The organism is Sphingomonas sandaracina (genome assembly GCF_036663695.1).
Taxonomy (GTDB): domain Bacteria; phylum Pseudomonadota; class Alphaproteobacteria; order Sphingomonadales; family Sphingomonadaceae; genus Sphingomonas.
On record NZ_JAXOJK010000001.1, the window covers coordinates 82,751 to 98,953 of the forward strand.

At 61.5% G+C, this 16,203-nt stretch carries 13 protein-coding genes and 1 pseudogene; 5 read left to right on the forward strand and 9 right to left on the reverse strand.

Annotated features, from left to right (window positions below; genetic code table 11):
* Positions 1-96 precede the first annotated feature (96 nt).
* The 3 genes from U1707_RS00335 to U1707_RS00345 all read left to right on the forward strand — a co-directional run bounded on the left by U1707_RS00335 (position 97) and on the right by U1707_RS00345 (position 2,594).
* Entirely contained in the window at positions 97-1,008 is a 912-nt protein-coding gene (locus U1707_RS00335) for a hydrogen peroxide-inducible genes activator (protein WP_332798182.1), read from the forward strand.
* Positions 1,009-1,128: 120 nt separating this feature from the next.
* Positions 1,129-1,857: a DUF2490 domain-containing protein gene (locus U1707_RS00340; RefSeq protein ID WP_332798183.1), complete on the forward strand. Its 729-nt coding sequence runs from the start codon at positions 1,129-1,131 to the stop codon at positions 1,855-1,857.
* A gap of 26 nt (positions 1,858-1,883) precedes the next feature.
* A complete protein-coding gene (locus U1707_RS00345; RefSeq protein WP_332798184.1) occupies positions 1,884-2,594 on the forward strand; it encodes a carbonic anhydrase in 711 nt (236 codons plus the stop codon).
* Between the two features lie 372 nt (positions 2,595-2,966).
* Here the strand turns inward: U1707_RS00345 and U1707_RS00350 are convergent, their stop codons facing one another.
* On the reverse strand, positions 2,967-5,126 hold the full coding sequence (locus U1707_RS00350; protein ID WP_332798185.1) for a TonB-dependent siderophore receptor: 2,160 nt from the start codon (positions 5,124-5,126) through the stop codon (positions 2,967-2,969).
* 167 nt (positions 5,127-5,293) lie between these two features.
* Between U1707_RS00350 and U1707_RS00355 the strand changes: the two are divergent.
* Positions 5,294-5,542: pseudogene (locus U1707_RS00355) on the forward strand (catalase); the annotation flags it as partial.
* A 63-nt stretch (positions 5,543-5,605) separates the two neighbouring features.
* Here U1707_RS00355 and U1707_RS00360 read toward each other — a convergent pair.
* The 7 genes from U1707_RS00360 to U1707_RS00385 form a co-directional block, all read right to left on the reverse strand.
* Positions 5,606-9,586, reverse strand: coding sequence for a PAS domain S-box protein (locus U1707_RS00360; protein ID WP_332798186.1), 3,981 nt, complete (start codon positions 9,584-9,586; stop codon positions 5,606-5,608).
* A gap of 56 nt (positions 9,587-9,642) precedes the next feature.
* Positions 9,643-10,065, reverse strand: a complete 423-nt coding sequence (locus tag U1707_RS00365) for a response regulator transcription factor (protein ID WP_332798187.1) — start codon at positions 10,063-10,065, stop codon at positions 9,643-9,645.
* Positions 10,065-10,463: a response regulator transcription factor gene (locus U1707_RS00370; RefSeq protein WP_332798188.1), complete on the reverse strand. Its 399-nt coding sequence runs from the start codon at positions 10,461-10,463 to the stop codon at positions 10,065-10,067. The genes U1707_RS00365 and U1707_RS00370 overlap by 1 nt, the downstream gene beginning before the upstream one ends.
* A gap of 922 nt (positions 10,464-11,385) precedes the next feature.
* A complete protein-coding gene (gene aqpZ, locus U1707_RS00375) occupies positions 11,386-12,150 on the reverse strand; it encodes an aquaporin Z (protein ID WP_332798189.1) in 765 nt (254 codons plus the stop codon).
* A 283-nt stretch (positions 12,151-12,433) separates the two neighbouring features.
* Positions 12,434-12,547, reverse strand: a complete 114-nt coding sequence (locus tag U1707_RS19105) for a CsbD family protein (protein ID WP_503676854.1) — start codon at positions 12,545-12,547, stop codon at positions 12,434-12,436.
* Between the two features lie 30 nt (positions 12,548-12,577).
* Positions 12,578-13,858, reverse strand: a complete 1,281-nt coding sequence (locus U1707_RS00380) for a mechanosensitive ion channel (protein WP_332799004.1) — start codon at positions 13,856-13,858, stop codon at positions 12,578-12,580.
* A 222-nt stretch (positions 13,859-14,080) separates the two neighbouring features.
* A complete protein-coding gene (locus tag U1707_RS00385; protein WP_332798190.1) occupies positions 14,081-14,446 on the reverse strand; it encodes a hypothetical protein in 366 nt (121 codons plus the stop codon).
* A gap of 397 nt (positions 14,447-14,843) precedes the next feature.
* Between U1707_RS00385 and U1707_RS00390 the strand changes: the two genes are divergently transcribed.
* Positions 14,844-15,770, forward strand: a complete 927-nt coding sequence (locus tag U1707_RS00390; protein WP_332798191.1) for an L-lactate dehydrogenase — start codon at positions 14,844-14,846, stop codon at positions 15,768-15,770.
* A 74-nt stretch (positions 15,771-15,844) separates the two neighbouring features.
* Here the strand turns inward: U1707_RS00390 and U1707_RS00395 are convergent, their stop codons facing one another.
* Positions 15,845-16,123 (reverse strand): hypothetical protein, encoded by a 279-nt coding sequence (locus U1707_RS00395; protein WP_332798192.1) that lies wholly within the window; start codon positions 16,121-16,123, stop codon positions 15,845-15,847.
* Between the last annotated feature and the right edge of the window lie 80 nt (positions 16,124-16,203).

Below are 16,203 nucleotides of genomic sequence, written 5' to 3' on the forward strand. Positions count from 1 at the left end.
GTCGGTCATTGGGCGCGGGTCAGCAAATGAGTTGCGGAAATAAGTAAAGTTTGACTACCGCCATCTACAGAATGCGAACGTGCGCGTAGGAGCGGTATGCCAACCTTTCGTCAGCTGGAATATCTGGTTGCGATCGCCGACGCGCACAATTTCCGACGTGCTGCCGCAGCGGTGCACGTCTCGCAACCGACATTAAGCCAGCAACTCCGCGTGCTCGAAGCGGAACTCGGGATCACGCTAGTCGAGCGCCAATTGGCTGGGGCGCAGTTGACGCCGATCGGGCGAGATGTCGCAGACCGTGCGCGAAAGCTGCTCGTGGAACGACAGGATATTTGCGATCTCGCGTCGTCTGCCCGCGACAGGGCCGTCGGGACGATCCGGTTCGGCGTGACGCCGACGCTGGGGCCGTATCTGTTGCCGGGCGTCATCGCCGACCTCACGCGCGATCATCCGGGCCTACGGCTTTATATCCGCGAGGGCATTCCTGATGAACAGACGCTCGAACTCGCCCGTGGCAAGCTCGACATGATCCTGGGGCCGCTACCGATGCACGGTGATGCACTCGCGATCGAACCACTGTTCCGTGAGGACCTAGTGCTCGTGGCGTCGCCGTTCCACCCGCTCGCACAGCGCAGCCGGCTGACCGCGGAGGATCTGCGCGGGGCCGAAGTGCTGAGCCTTGATCCGCGGCACCATCTGCACCGGCAAGGCGTGATCCTTTGCGAGCGATACGGCATGGTCCTGTTACGCGACTATGAAGGCACGAGCCTCGACAGTTTGCGACAGATGGCGGCGACCGGGCTTGGTCTGGCGATCCTGCCAAGGCTTTACATGTGTTCGGAAGTCGGTGGTGATGCTGGGATCAGGATCCTGCGTCCCGACGAGTGGAATGGCCACCGGATGATCGCGGCAAGCTGGCGTGAGAACGCTGCGAACGGCGCGCTGTACGCGATGATCGCGGACCGCGTCTCGCAAAGCGCGACACGGATAATGAATGGGTACCGATAGTCTCAGCCTATCAAAAGGTATCTGGACTATCGATTGGCGCAAAGGTGCCGAACCGGCCATTTCAGTTGTGCGAGCAACGCCCGATCATGTGGCGCGCTCGACAACGGAAGGAGAAATGTCGTGGCTGTGTTACGCACGCATCTTAGAGAGCAGCGAGGCCCCCCGTGCCGGTTGGCGGCATCAGCAAGACTGTCCGCCCTGATCATAGTCGGTCTCGGCGCAACCCCTGCGCTGGCACAGAGCGACGTTCAGGCCTGGGGCGGCTTTCTCGCAAGCGGCACCGTCCGAGAGCGGCTTGGGGTATGGGCCGAAGGGCAGATCCGGGTCACCAACGATATCGACCATCTAGGTCAGCGCAATCTGCGCCTGGGGCTCGGCTGGGAGGCGTCGCCCGACCTCTCGATCTACGGCGGCTATGCGGTCTTTCGCAACACGCCCGTCGAGGACAGCGCGTCGTCGATCGAGCACCGCACCTGGCAGCAGTTGTTGGTCACACTGCATTCGTCCCCAAAACTGCGGCTGATTGCGCGGACGCGGACCGAACAGCGGTGGCGCGAAAATGCCAGTGGGACGTCGTGGCGAGCGCGCCAGATGCTGCGCGGGGTGATGCCGCTGGGCAAATCTGGTTCGCCCTCCGCCATCGTAACGAGTGAGGTCTTTTTCGAGCTGGAAGACACGCGCTGGGGCGTTCGATCCGGCCTTGATCAGGTTCGCACCTTTGCGGGCGTCGGCCTTCCCCTGAAACCCGGACTATCGACCGAGATCGGCTATCTCAACCAGACGCTGATCGGCCGCGACCGTCCTGGTCCCAACCATATCGCTCAGATCACTTTGGTTGCCCGCTTCTAAAACTCCCTCCCCTGAAAGGATGAAATATGACCGTATCTCGACGTGATATTCTGACCACTGGCACGCTCGCATCGGCGGCTGCCGTAACTATGACGTCGACTGCCGACGCCGCCGACACGATCGTTGCAGCTACGCCGCGGCTGACGCCAGATGAAGCATTGCGGCGACTGAAAGATGGCAATGCAGGGTTCGTCGCGGATCGCCCGGTACGGTCCGACCTGTCGCGCGCTCGGCGTCTGGCGCTTGCCGAGGGCCAGCAGCCGTTCGCGACGCTGGTCGGATGCTCGGACTCGCGCGTCGGTCCCGAACAGCTGTTCGGCGCGGGTCTGGGCGAGTTGTTCATCGTCCGCACTGCCGGCAACAATGTCGATACAGCGGGCATGGGCTCGATCGAATATTCCGTGACCGCGCTCGGCGTACCGTTGGTCGTTGTGTTGGGGCACGAAAAATGCGGTGCCGTCGCAGCTGCAGTCGATGTAGTAAACAAGGATGTACGACTGCCCGGCAGCATCGGCCGGATGATCGAGCCGATAATCCCGTCTGTACTGGTAGCACGGCGTGCCGGGGCGACCGCCGAGACGCTGCTCAACCGCACGATCGATGAGAACGTACGGCGGATGGTCGATCGGCTGCGCAACTACTCTGAGCCGATGCTGCTCGAGCCCCAGCGACAGGGGAAGTTGAAAGTCGTGGGGGCGGTCTACAGCCTCGCGACCGGACTGGTGCGCTGGCTTTAGTCCGACGCGAGGGGGAGGTGAGGTCTTCCCCCTCGAATTCTCCTGCGTACCAAGCCGGTCACTGCCTAACGCCCGTGGGCAGAAACGCCCTCGCCCCCACGTCATCAATGGCACCGCGAGCCCACGCCAGCTAAGCTTCCCGTTCTTGATCGAGGCGCTCAGCGAGATCACGACCAGATCCGCATCGCGCGCTTACGCCTCATCCGCGGCCTGATCGGCGAGCCGTACCGCATAGCCCCGCGCGGCAAGATGATCGCACCCCTTCAAGTCGTTGGCGGCAGACGGCCCCGCCTGCTGCATGACGAGTACGGCAGTCGTCGTTTTAGCCGTGACGGGCGAGGCGGGGACGCGCGAGACGCAGCGGCCGCTTCCTCATAGACGGAAGCTCATCGTGCCGATCGCGCGGCGCGGATCGCCGATCGCAACACCGTAAACGTTTACCGCGGACGTGTAATAGGTCTTGTCGAAGACGTTCTTGAGATTGAACTGGAACGTAACGGCCTTCCCCGCAAGCATCGTGTCGTAGGTCAGGAACGCATCGGCGACGGTGTAGTCGGGCAGCCGGAAGCTGTTCGCGTTATCGCCCGGCCGCCGCGCGACGTAGCGCGCCACGCCGCCAAGCCGCAGGCTGTCGTTGCCTGCGATCCGTCCGACTTCGTAGGCGGCCGATAGCGACGCAGTGTGCGGCGCGCCGTTCGCCAGTTCCTTGCCGGCGAACACCGGGTCCTCCGTGGTGCGGGCGTGCGTGTAGGCATAGCTGCCGATCAGGCTCAACGCCTTGGTGATCCGCCCGGCGATGTCGAACTCGACCCCGCGCGAGATTGCTCGTCCTGCGGTCCGGTATTCGGTCAGGCCGGTCGCGGCATCGAACTGCGAGACGAGCACGTTGCGCTTGTCGATGTCGTACAGCGCCAGCGTTGCGGTGATCCGATCGGGCACATCGAGTTTCGCGCCGACCTCGAACGATCGTCCACGCTCTGGTGCGAAGCCGGATCCGATGGTCACACCACTGGCGAGCGGTGCGATCGTCGAGGTCGGCTTCAACGAGCGGGTATAGCTCGCATACAGCGAGAACACATCCGCCGCCTTCCAGACGAGTCCGGCCTGCGGCACGAACTCCCAGTCGTTCAGGTCGGTGTTGGCGACGAATGGTCGACCCCGTCCGGCGCGCTGGTCGAAACCGACCAGCCGCCCCCCGGCGCTGACGATCCAGCGATCGCCGAGATGGATCGAATCCTGCGCGAACAGTGAGTAATTGTAGAGTCGATCGGTCTGGTCGCTGTCGCTTGCCGATACCGTCGTAGGGAATGCTTCCAGTCCGTAAATCGGGTTCACGTAGCTGAATGTCGATCGGACGGCCTGCCGGATCAGGTCGCGCCGGTAATAGCGACGATATTCGCCTTCGATCCCGCCGATCACCTGATGATCGACACCGAGCAGCTCGAAGCCGCCATCGATATAGGCTTGCGCATAGGCGTCGGTGCTGAGCGATCCGAGCGTGGCATCGTTGCTGCGCATGAGCGTACCCCGCGCGACGTTGACGCCCGACACGCGGAGCTGGCCGGCGTCGTAGGTCTCGCTGTTGAAGCTGGAGGCGAGATGCGCTGCCCAGCCACCACCGAGTTGATGGTCGACGGCGAGCTGGACGAGGTGGCTCGACCCCGCCATCGTGTTGTTCACGTCGTCGAGACGCTGGCGGCGCGGGACCGCGAGCGGCGTCAGCGTACGCGGATCGAGTGCGGTGCCGCGATCGAACGGATAGTCGAACTTGCGGTATTCGTACCATATTACGGCCTGCGTATTTTTCCCGTACCAGGCGAGCGACGGTGCGATCAGCGTGTCGCGGCGCTCGCCGAAATTGCGCCAGTAATCCTCATCCTGATGATCGACGACGAGGCGCGCAGCGAAACTGCCGCTCAACGATCCGGTGACATCGGCCATGCCCTCAAGCCCCGACCTGCTGGCTGCATAGCTCGATCCGGTGAGGGCGACATTCAGATGCGTCTCAAGCAGCGGCTTCTTGCTGACGATGTTGATGACGCCGCCCGGATCCATCATGCCATAAAGAAGCGAGGAGGGGCCCTTGAGCACCTCGACGCTCTGCGTGGCGGCATTGAAGGCGCGGCCCTGCACCACCGGCGTCCCGTTGTGCATGACCGAACCGTCGCGGTTGCCGCCGAAGCCGCGCTTGAGCACCGTGTCCTGCGTTCCGGCCAAAGTGTTGCCCTGCGTAATACCGCTGACGTTGGTCAGCACGTCGTCGAGATAGCGGGGCCGCTGATCGCGAATGACCTGAGCGGGTACGACATTGACCGCCTGCGGCGTATCGAGCGGTGATGCCGCAGACCGTAGCGTCGATGCGTCGGGGGTAGGCTTGTAGCGATCGTCGGCGGCCTTTGGGGTCGGCGATGCTCGCGCGGTAACGACAATCTCCCGATCATGCTCGATAAGCGCCGCCATCGTTTCCGCGGTTGCGACGCACGGTGAGGTGAGCGCCGTTATGGCGAGCAGGCAGCATGGATCAAAACGCACAACATTCCCCGAAAGTTCGCGGGCGCTTACGCTTGGTGAGAAGGATTCGCAATAGCAGCGATTTTGGCGCTGTTATCGACTGACGCGGTTGTTTTGAACGAGACGTGGCGGGTGTAGCAGAAAGGGTCGATGCGAAGGGCGACGTCGGCAGTTTCTCGACGCCGCAAATGACCCGCGACTACGGCGCGCCGATCGGCAAGAATCGCCACTCCAAGGCAGCCGGGGATCTAGGGCCGGTGCTGCTTGAGGACACCACGCAGATCGTGAAGCTGGCCCGCTCCGATCGGGAGCGTGAGCCCGAACGCGTCGTCCATGCCAGCGGTACCGGCGCGCACGGGGTGTTCACAGCGAGCGTCGAGATCTCGAATATCACCAGCACATCACTGCTTGCGACGGGCAAGCAGACGTCGGTGTTAGTTTGCTTCTTGACCGTAATCCCGGATTGGGCAGCCCGAGGGCATGCGCGATCCCCGCGGTCGTCAGTTCCGCCCGACAACGGCGTTGCGCGGATTATCGATCTCGATTGCCGCACGCATTGCGGCGACGTGTTGCGTGACGTGCGCTCGCCTGTCGTCATCATCCCATGTCATGGCCTCGACATCGAACCGTTGCGCCTCGTGGCCCAGCACCTCATCGCCGAACATTGCGGCCGTCCCGGCAAGCTTATGGTGCAGGTCGACTGCAGCGAGCATTTCGGTATCGGTGTAGGTGTCAGCCCGCAACAGGTCGGTTAGCATAGCCATGATCTCCGCTTTGCGCTGGCGATAGCGGCCCTCGATCTTCGGACTGAAGCGGCTCTTGATATTCAACGCCGCGTGCGGCTGGCGCATGTCGGTCCAGCGCGCCAGAGCGGATTGGAGGCCGTCGAGATGCATCGGCTTTGCCAGATGCGCTTGCATGCCCGCATCGAGGCATGCGGCGATGTCATCCGCATAGGCGTTCGCGGTCAACGCCACGATCGGCAGATCCGTTGCGGTAATGCCGCTCGCGCGGATGCGACGTGCTGCTCCGATGCCGTCGAGTTCTGGCATCTGCATGTCCATGAGCACCATGGCATAAGGCCGCGTTACGGCCACTGCGTGCTGAACGCGTTCCACGGCAACATGGCCGTTTTCCGCAATATCAACATCGCACCCCAGCCTTTCCAGCATGGAGCGCATCAGTAACTGGTTCACGTCGTGATCCTCGGCGACAAGGATGCGCAAGCCTGGCCTCAACTCGGCACAAGCGTCTTCGACATTACCGTCAGACGTAGACACAGGGGTTGACGCCGATGCCTCACAGGTGCGCAGCGGCAGCGACAGAAAAAAGCGTGTGCCTTCGCCAAGCACGCTTGTCAGGGTAAGTTTTCCGTTCATCAGCCGCGCCAGCTGCGCGCTGATCGCGAGTCCGAGCCCCGTGCCACCGAACTTGGATGCGGTGCCCGTCTCAGCCTGGACGAATTGCTCGAATACCGCCGCTTGGCGATCGGGCGCGATCCCGATCCCCGTGTCCTCGACTTCGATGACGATAGACGGCGTTCCACCCGGCTGAATCGAGGCGCGTAAGGTGACGCGGCCATGTTCGGTAAACTTTACGGCGTTGCCAAGCAGATTGAGAACTATTTGACGGAGGCGCAGTCCATCGCCGACGACCATCTTGGGCAGGTTTTCGGCGAAGTCGTAGTCAAGCGCGATGTGCTTCTGCGCCGCCGCGGGCATGACCAGCGTAACGCACGCCCTGAGGGCGTGGGGCAGGTCGACGGGTTCTTCCGCGACCGTCATCTGACCGGCTTCGACCTTTGACAAGTCCAGGATATCATTGAGCAGTCTCATCATTGCGCGTCCTGAGTCGGCGATGAGTTCAGCCTGCCGGCGCTGGTCGGCACGAAGGTCGCTCGACAGCAGCAGGTCGGTGAAGCCGATCACGCCGTTCATCGGCGTGCGAATTTCGTGACTCATGTTGGCAAGGAAGTTTGCCTTGGCACGTGCCGCGGCCTCGGCGAGGGCTCGTGCTTCGCGCAGCTCGACCTCGGCCACGACCTGATCGCTGATGTCCCGACAAACCAATATCGTACACGTGTCGCCCATATAGTCTGCAAGACGTGCTGCAGCCTCAACCCAGATGTGATGGCCATCGGCATGACGCATGCGGAAGCGCAGCGTCGTTACCGCGCCGGGTGCCTCGATGTGAAGCTGCGCCCGGTGCGGGGCCAGCAGCGGTATATCCTCCTCGGAGATGAACATCTCGAGCGTTTTGCCGAGCATCTCGTCGGGGTCATGGCCAAGGACCGCCCGAACGGCGGGCGAAATGAACCGGTAGGCACCATCGGTCGCGTGGAGCGAGATGATATCTCCCGCCTGTTCGGTGATGAGGCGAAAGCGTGCTTCCCGATCACGCAGCAGGGCTTCTATTCCCGCCTGTTCAGTTACGTCCTGGATGACGCCGAATAGGCCGATGACGGCGCCGTCCGGGCCTTGCTCGGCGCGACCTCTGGCGATCACGTGTCGCACCTGTCTGTCCGGCCGCAGCAGCCGTGCATGGAATTCATACGGTGTGCCATTTTCCAGCGCGTCGCTGACTTTCAACTCGACGTCCGCGCGGTCATCGGGATGATAGACGGCAAGAGCGGTGGCAAACGCTGGAGCATGGCCGGCCGGCTGACCGTGGATCTCGCACACGACGTCGGACCAAAAGACGGACTGGCTAGCGCAGTCGACGCGCCAATGACCGACGCGTCCCATCGCCTCAGCCATGGTAAGCAGCCGGTTGGTTTCCTGCAATTCGGCGGTCGAACGCGATCGATCGAGTTCCGCCTGTCGGCGACGACCGACATCGCGAACGCTTGCAATGAATCCGGTCGGTTTATTGCTGCTGGTATCGTGGAGCAGGCGGTAGCTTGCTTCGAGCCAGATATAATGACCGTTCTTATGACGCTGCCGGTATGTACAGATCGGATTGACGGCGCCATTCAGCAACGTCCGACATGTCGCTATCACCGTGCCGCGATCATCAGGATGTATTTCCTTCGCGGCGGCGGCATCGACTAGCTCTTCCGGGGCATATCCCAAAACATTTTTAGACGCTGGGGAGACGTAGCGGCGGACACCGTCCATCGTAAACTGGACGATCATGTCGTTCGAATTGTCCGCCAGCAGCTGGTACAAACGCTCGCTTTTTAGCCTCGCCTGCTCGGCGGAACGGCGGGCGGTGACATCATGCAGGGTGCCATATGTGCCAACGATATTGCCCGATTGATCGATCAGGAGGTGGCTGCGTACCGACGCCCAACGGTCGGTCTGGTCAGGGCCGGCGGTGAGGTAACGCAATTCCTGACGGCATTCGTCGACATCGCGCGCGAGTAGCGATGCCAGGCGCGCCATCGCCGCGTCGCGATCCGCCGGGTGGATCGTACTGATAAACGATCGGCCGATACTCTCCTCGTTCGTCCGGCCAGTAAGAGTTTCCCAGGCCGGATTAAGATATATCCAGCGGCCCTCCAGGTCAGTCTCGAAAATCACCTCGCGCGAGCGGTCCAGAATACGCCGGTGTCGCCGATCGCTTTCGTCGAGGCGTTCGCTCAGTCGCCGCCGTTCCGCAAGCAGCAGCGCCAGCGGCAGACAGGTCGCATATATGGTAACCAGATACCCTTGAAAGAACAAGATATGTAGGGCCGCGCCTGCGTTTATCAGCGCGATCGGCCCAAGTCCCAAAGCCGTAAGGGTCGATCCGATCAAGGCGATGACGAGCGTTCCTGCAGCCGCCCCCAGCAGGCCCATACGATACGTTGCCAGCACGAGCGCAGCGAGCGGCAGAAACAGGACCGGTAACCCGGTTTGGCTGAAGATTGCGAGGGTGGTCGTGAGCACCGCAAATAGGCCAACCGCAATGTCGAATGTCGATCGTGACGCGGAGGCATAAGGGCGTGCCAGACGATAGCGCGCGCAGGTCAACGAGAACGATACGATCAATACGATGCCGATGAGGTCGCTCGCCGCCCAACTGATCCACGCAGCCCTGAAAGGACCACCTCCCGCAGCGATCGCGCTTGCCGCGATGGTGGCGCCAAGCGGCACCGCGACAAGCGTCGCCAGAAGAAAGCGGCATACCCCATTGGCGCTCTCGAAAAGCTCGATCCCTGATGTCCAGCGGCGGATCAGGGTATAGGCCGTTGCCACGGTCGCGAGATTGGCAAGCGTGAATACCGCCGATACGATGAGGCTGGAACCCGACCACCAGTTTACGAACAGGCTCGCGACACAGCATAGCACCACATGTGGGCGTCGTGTCCCCGGCGCCGCGAGCATCAGGCCGGACAGCAGGATGCCATTTGCAGGCCAGAGTGCCGCAATGCCTTCGGTACCGCGGCTGATCGCCAACCCGAGCATTGCCCCCGCAAGATAACAGACCCCGGTGAACAACGCCGGTGTCCAGCGGGGCCGGCCGATCAACGGCAGCGATGGTAAAGACAGGTCGCGCATTGCTGTAGCCTATCTTGAGAAGGTTAACTCTCCACCTGCATCGTTGGTTAGTTCCGTCAGCGCAAATTGTGTTTGAACAAACTTTCCTTCAGGATCTCGCCAACCCTCAGAACGAGAATGTCGGGGTCGAACGGCTTGATAAGATACCCGCTCGCGCCCGCGCCAAGCCCCTCGTCGATCATGTCTTCGCCACCCTGGGCGGTAAGCATCAATATGGGGATCAGGTAGGTCTCGGGCGCCGCGCGCAGGCGCTGCAGGATTTCCAACCCCTGCATCCCCGGCAGTGAGCGGTCGAGGATGACGAGATCGGGCTTCTTGAAGGCGATCGTCTCATAGGCTAACGTGCCGTGGCCGACGACGCCAATGAGATAGCCGGCATCAGTCAGCAGTTCCTTGACCATATCGCCCATGAGGGCGTCGTCCTCCACGTAGATGATGCGGGTAAGGCGCGCGGGCGGCTGATCGAGTGCCTCTTGCATCAGCGGCCAGCCACTGGTCGTTGCTGTGGCGGATGCTTTTTCAGCATTTCCTCGACCCTGAAGACCAGTTCGTCAGGTTCGAAAGGTTTCTTCAAATAGTCGTTGGCGCCTTCGTACATCGCTAGCTCGACGTCCTGATCGCTCCGCCTCCCGGTGAGGATAAGCACCGGCATATCACAGAGATCAATCGAGTTGCGCATTTCTCTCAGCACCAGCAGGCCGTTCATCTCCGGCATGTTGCAGTCGAGGATGACGAGGTCGGGACGCTTAGTCCGTAAGACGGCGATGACGTCCTTGCCGTCCGGCAGCAAACCAACGCCGTGCCCCGCACCGATCAACGCGTCCTGGGCAATCTCGCCGACGATCTCGTCGTCCTCTGCCATGATAATACGGGCCAAAATTTACTCCTACCCAACCACACTTGGTGCCAAGCCTGACAACGTATGGAGGCTTATCGGCCCTCGCACCATATTGAAATACGGTCAATTCTAACAAAGGTGACCTGTCAGGGTGCGAAACCCGCCGTGAGAAAAAGTCAGCAAACATCTACGTCGCCGTGCCCCCTCCTGATCTCATGCAGAATGCCAAAAAAGTTAGTTTCCGGCACCTTTCTGAATCAGAATCAGCTTATAAAAAGCCGGCGGTTATCCGCCGAAAATACCGATGTTAAGCAATATTGTTGTATAAAGAGAGTGCGGGGATTGAATTTTTGACCCTTCAATATGGTCTGCGCGTGCACTAGACGTGATAAATCCGGTTTTTTTGTAGGTTGGCAGGTATTTGTCCCCGATTAGGAGCCTTCCTTTTGGGTGAGGCGTTTTATCGAGAGGCGCTTCTCGCTTGTCGGGATAAGATCTGACGACGACATCTTATCGACAAAATGCGAAGCCTGCCTGGCTCATGACGCAGCGGTCGGACTCTTTCTCGACACATTATGAACCCGTTGTAGCTAGTGAAGGCCGCTAAGGGACTGAAAAATGTTCGAGTGGATGTCGGAATTCAGACTTAGCTTGATACTGTCAGCGCGAATATTGAAGGCGTCGTGTTGTGGGCAAGTATGCAATTAATCGACTAAATACAGTAATATTTAATAATTATTCACTTAAGTATATCGGGCTGTATTAACTATGAATGTGGTCAAATATGGGTTTGAGTTGCTCACTGAATTGAAAGGTTCTTGCGAATAACAAAACTGTGGCCGCCGTTCTGCTGGGGCGACCACGGTCGTACGATCCGGCCTACAGGTCGCGCGGTGTCTTGCGATCGTCGCCGACCATCAGTTCGACTGGGGTATCCCCGATCGGTCCGGGCGACTGGTCGTCATCCGTATGGACGAACAGCCAAGCGGCCCATAAGTCCGGCAACCGCGGCGCCGCTGAGCGGTGCAATCCAGAACAGCCAGAGTTGCGACAACGCCCACCCGCCGACGAACGGCGCCGGACCCGTGCTGCGTGCCTGGTTCACCGACGTATTGTCGATCGGTATCGATATGAGATGGATGAGCGTCAGCGCCAGGCCGATCGACAGCTGCGCGAACGGAGCCCGCGAACGCTCGTCGGTAGCGCCGAGGATAACCGTCAGAAAGCCTGCGGTCAGGAGCGCTTCGGCAAGGAAGGCCGTTGCCGCACTGTATCCGCCCGGCGAATGCACACCATAGCCGTTCGCGGCGAACCCGCTGGCGACGAGGTCGAACCCTGCAGTTCCCGACGCGAGCGCGGCGAGTGCGGCGCTGCCCAGGATGCCGCCGATTACTTGCGCAATGACATAGCCCGGCAGGTCGCGGACGGGAAACCGCCCGGCGATCGTCAAGCCGACGCTGACGGTCGGATTGAAGTGGCTGCCCGAATTAAAGCCGACGGCAAACGCCATCGTGAAGACCGTCAGACCGAACGCCAGAGCGACACCGGCTATGCCGATCGTACCGGGAACACCCGTGCCGCCCGCGAGTACCGCAGCGCCACATCCGCCGAGAACCAACCAGAACGTACCGATGACTTCGGCCGCAAGCCGGCGTGCCGTTGCGATACGTCGAGGACGAACAGTCGGCTCTCCAGACGCGCCGGTGGTGGAAGAGCCAATGGCCATTTTTGAGGATGCTTCGCGTGGGACGCATCCGCTGACGTCCGTCGGTCAATGAGATATCGGGCGGGGCGGCTGTTACTGCCCCGCCCGACGACTGATCGTCAGGTCCGGCGGATTATTTGCCGCGCAGCGTATTGATGACGGCGATGCCGAGCACGCCGGCCACGGCTGCTGCGGTGAAGGGACGCTCCTTCGAGAACTGGCAGACATAGTCGATCAGCGTTTGGATGGTGTCCTCGACGACATCCTTTGCCTAGCCGACAGTCTTCTGGATGGTGCCGTCCAGCTAATCCGCTGCGCCTTCGCTCTGCCGCAACCTGTCGCCGATCGCGCCGCCTAGCGTCTCGTTGACCTTGCTGCTGACGTTGGTGGCGCCGCCGGTGAGAGTATCGGTGTTCATGAGCGTTTCCTTTGGTTGGGGAAGAGAAGGTCAGATCAGGGTACGGTCAGTAGTGCCCCGCGTGTCGTCATTATTGTTCGGACGGTCGAAGCCGGTGCCCGACTGACGATCCATCGAGACCATGCCGGTAGGGGCCGTCTCGCGACGATCACCGTCGACAGTCCGACGCGCATTCGGCGTGTCGTCGCTCGACTTGGCGCCATCGAGCATCCGCTTGACGGCATCCCCGGCCGCGTCGCGACCGCCCAGTCCGAACGCGAGCGCAAAGGCCACGGCGATCGCCCCCAGCAGCAAACCGAACGCCAGGTTGATGATGTCGTCGGCCAGGCCCATGAAGCGCAGGCCAACCGCCGTGCCGAGCACGAAGATCGCGATCCGCACGACAGGTGCCGCAACGCGCGCGCTGTGGTCGCCGTTACGCTCGATGGTACGGGCCACGAAGCGAGCGATCACGACCGATCCGAAGATGATGATCGCACCGAACACTACCTGCCCGAACAGCGTCAGCACCTCGGCCATGATCTGCGAACCGTAGGCGAAGTTCAGCTGAAGGAATGCCTTCATCAAGCCGAAGATCAGGATCGCGACGAACGCGCCGGTGCCGACGGTCTTCGACGACACGAACGATGGGCTGGCCAACGATCCACCGAGTTCGCGGTTCTCTGCGTTGCCCAGGACATCGATCGAACCGATCGTGCGGTCGAAGCTGGTCGTCGCCAGAAACTGCGTCAACAGACGCGACGCGAACTTGGCGATGACATAGGCGACGGCGAGGATCATCCAAGCGACAATGACATGCGGAATGGCATCGAGGATGAAGCGCCGCATAGCGGTTGCGGGCTGCGAGATCGCCGCGATGTTCAGCGTGTAGAGTGCCGCGATCGATACGGGAATGATGATCAGCGCGAACACGATGCCACCGACGGTACTGGGCAGCATCATCGGGTCGGTCGGCGTGACAGCACCGACATGCGTCGAGAAACGCTCGACATGGCTTGCCGTAATGATCGCCTCGACCGCCTTTTCGGCGACCTTGGCGAGGACATCGCCGGGGAAGAAGATCAACGCAGCGCCGATGATCCGTGGCACGGGCGTGCCGAAGCACTGTAGCATGTCGCCGAGCGGACCGGTTGCGCCGACGAGGCCCAAAGGCTGCGTGGCCAAGAACAAGGCGATAAGGACCACCCAATATGCGGCTTCACCGACCTGCGCGCCGATCGTGGTCGGGTTGCGCGGGTTCGCGTTGGCGTGCAGCGCGAGCGGCGCCTTGTTGACAAGCTCCGCTACGTCCCATTTGGCGGCCCGCGCGATCGCCTAGCCGATCACCAGGATAATCCACGCGGCGATGACCCGCGGTGCCCAGATCTCGACATAGCCCTAGGCTTGCGCCCCAAAATCGCAAGTATTCGATGCTACCGTATCGCCTGCATACGTCACGTCTTCCATGATCCAGTCCTTGAAACCCTCTACGGGGCTGGATTTGTTGAGGTTACCCGGCATCGCCCGCGTCGGGGCAATGCCGGGTGGTCCAGGTTAAAGCGGCGATGCCGGGTCAGCGAGAATGCCGCATGCTGCAGCCGCCTTGCCGACTTCGAGCGGCACCTTGGGATCCTTCACCTGCCCCGATACGCGAACGAAATCGCTGACCGTCAGGCGGCCCGGCGTCGTGTCTCCTTCGCGCGAAGCCTTGACCGCGCGACCGAGTTGCTGGAGCTGGCCGAGCGACAAGTTCGCCTCAAGCCGGTCGCCGACGCACTGCGACTGGGCAGGCTGGAACCCATAGCCCTCGAGCGAGGTCGCGATCTTGGCGGAGGGATTGACGCATGCGGCGAGCGAGATCGTGCCGATGCCGATCGCGGCCAGCCCGGCGATCCGTGTGAAGTTGCGATGTTGTGTCATGAGACGGCCCCTGTTTTCGGGGCCATACAGTCAAGCCGGAGCGGCTCTCGATCTGATGATCCCGAGCGCCAAACCAACCAGTTCGTCCAAAGGTTGCTAGTAATTCTAGCCGTTTATCAGGTGCATAAGTATTATCACTGTTGGAATACACCGTATTGCGGGGAGGGGAGGGGACGGGGCGGGGCAAGCGCGACACTCTGAAACTATTGAGCGGTGCAGACAGCCGTTCGTATAGATACATGAAGGCCCGAACTCAAAGAGCGGGAATGGCGGACTGGACGTCCACTCAGGGTCGTTCACGGGAGGTCGGGTCGATGCGACCTTATCGAGCCCCGATAGTTGATCGACGCAAACGTGCTGCACAGCGCTTTATCATCAAGATTCTGAGGAAACCGCCATGGTCCCATCGTCGCGTATCGCCATCATCGGCGCCGGTAATGTTGGCGCCGCAGCCGCCTACGCCCTGATGCTGCGTGGTCTGGTTGCCGAAATCGTCCTGATCGATGCGGATCCCGAGCGTGCGGTTGCCGAGGCTACCGACATCGCCGATGCCAATGCGATCGCGCGCCCGACCCGGATCTGGGGTGGTGACTATGCGGATGTGCGCGACGCGACCATCCTCGTCATCACCGCAGGCGCCGCCAACAAGGACGGACAGCCGCGTACGGCGATCGCCGACAAGAGCGCGGCGATCGTGCGCGATTGCGTCGGCCAAGCCATGGCTGCCGGTTTCAATGGCATCCTCGTCGTTGCCTCGAACCCCGCCGATGCGATGACGCAGGTCGCGCAGGTTGCCAGCGGGCTTCCGTGGGCACGGGTGATCGGTACCGGCACGTTGCTCGACAGCAACCGCTTTCGCAAACGCATCGCCGACCGGCTCGGGATCGCGCCCGGCGCGGTAGAGGCATTGGTGCTGGGCGAACATGGCGACAGCGAGGTCATGGCCTATTCCACGGTCCGGATCGGCGGCATGGACCTGGACGCCTATCTCGACGGACAAGCCTTCGATCGCCCGGCGATCGCGCATGATGTCATGCGCGCCGGCTATACGATCACCGATGGCAAGGGCTATACCTCGTTCGGCGTCGCCACCGCGATCGTCCGTATTTGCGAGGCGATCCACCGCGACGAGCGCGTGGTGCTACCCGTATCGACACGGGTGGAAGGCCAGTACGGAATCGACGACCTGTACCTCAGTCTGCCCTGCCTCATCGGTGCGGGTGGCGTGCTTCGCATCCTGACACCCGGCCTTGCCGATGACGAACTTACCGCGTTGCACGCCTCTGCCGATGCCCTGCGCGAAACGCTGAAGAACACCGGCTGAGTGGGCGGCGATGGGTGAGGCTGCCACAGTCGCCGCACCAAATTGGCGTAGAGCAGAGGATATCCCGGTGGCGGTCAGCTGTCGGGTTCTGGGATTGTAGAGATGTCCTTGTTCGACAATCCCGAACTCTCGTCCCGCAGGAATTGCAGAAGCTCGTCCACCTCGTCGGAATCGAACTGGAGATCCAGGTCGTCCATCTGGATACGGACCGAATTCCGCTTTTCTGCGGGGAATTCGGCAATGAGGTCGGCACATTCGGACAGCGTACCCCGTCCAAGAACGTCGGTGCTTTTAGCATCGAGATCGCCGACGGCGTAGATGGTAGCCGGTTCGCTCAGTGGATAGGTCGTCATGGTTTTCCCTTTTGTTACCGCAAGTCACAACGTGCAGCTACCCCTGCTGGGCGCACGCATCTTGAACTTAAGGTCGACTA

What these genes read in the sequence shown, in the direction of transcription:
- U1707_RS00335 (WP_332798182.1), top strand. Translation starts at nt 97, where the DNA reads ATGCCAACCTTTCGTCAGCTGGAATATCTGGTTGCGATCGCCGACGCG.
- U1707_RS00345 (WP_332798184.1), top strand. Translation starts at nt 1,884, where the DNA reads ATGACCGTATCTCGACGTGATATTCTGACCACTGGCACGCTCGCATCG.
- U1707_RS00360 (WP_332798186.1), bottom strand. Translation starts at nt 9,586, where the DNA reads ATGCGCGACCTGTCTTTACCATCGCTGCCGTTGATCGGCCGGCCCCGC.
- U1707_RS00365 (WP_332798187.1), bottom strand. Translation starts at nt 10,065, where the DNA reads ATGCAAGAGGCACTCGATCAGCCGCCCGCGCGCCTTACCCGCATCATC.
- aqpZ (WP_332798189.1), bottom strand. Translation starts at nt 12,150, where the DNA reads ATGGCCATTGGCTCTTCCACCACCGGCGCGTCTGGAGAGCCGACTGTT.
- U1707_RS19105 (WP_503676854.1), bottom strand. Translation starts at nt 12,547, where the DNA reads ATGAACACCGATACTCTCACCGGCGGCGCCACCAACGTCAGCAGCAAG.
- U1707_RS00385 (WP_332798190.1), bottom strand. Translation starts at nt 14,446, where the DNA reads ATGACACAACATCGCAACTTCACACGGATCGCCGGGCTGGCCGCGATC.
- U1707_RS00390 (WP_332798191.1), top strand. Translation starts at nt 14,844, where the DNA reads ATGGTCCCATCGTCGCGTATCGCCATCATCGGCGCCGGTAATGTTGGC.
- U1707_RS00395 (WP_332798192.1), bottom strand. Translation starts at nt 16,123, where the DNA reads ATGACGACCTATCCACTGAGCGAACCGGCTACCATCTACGCCGTCGGC.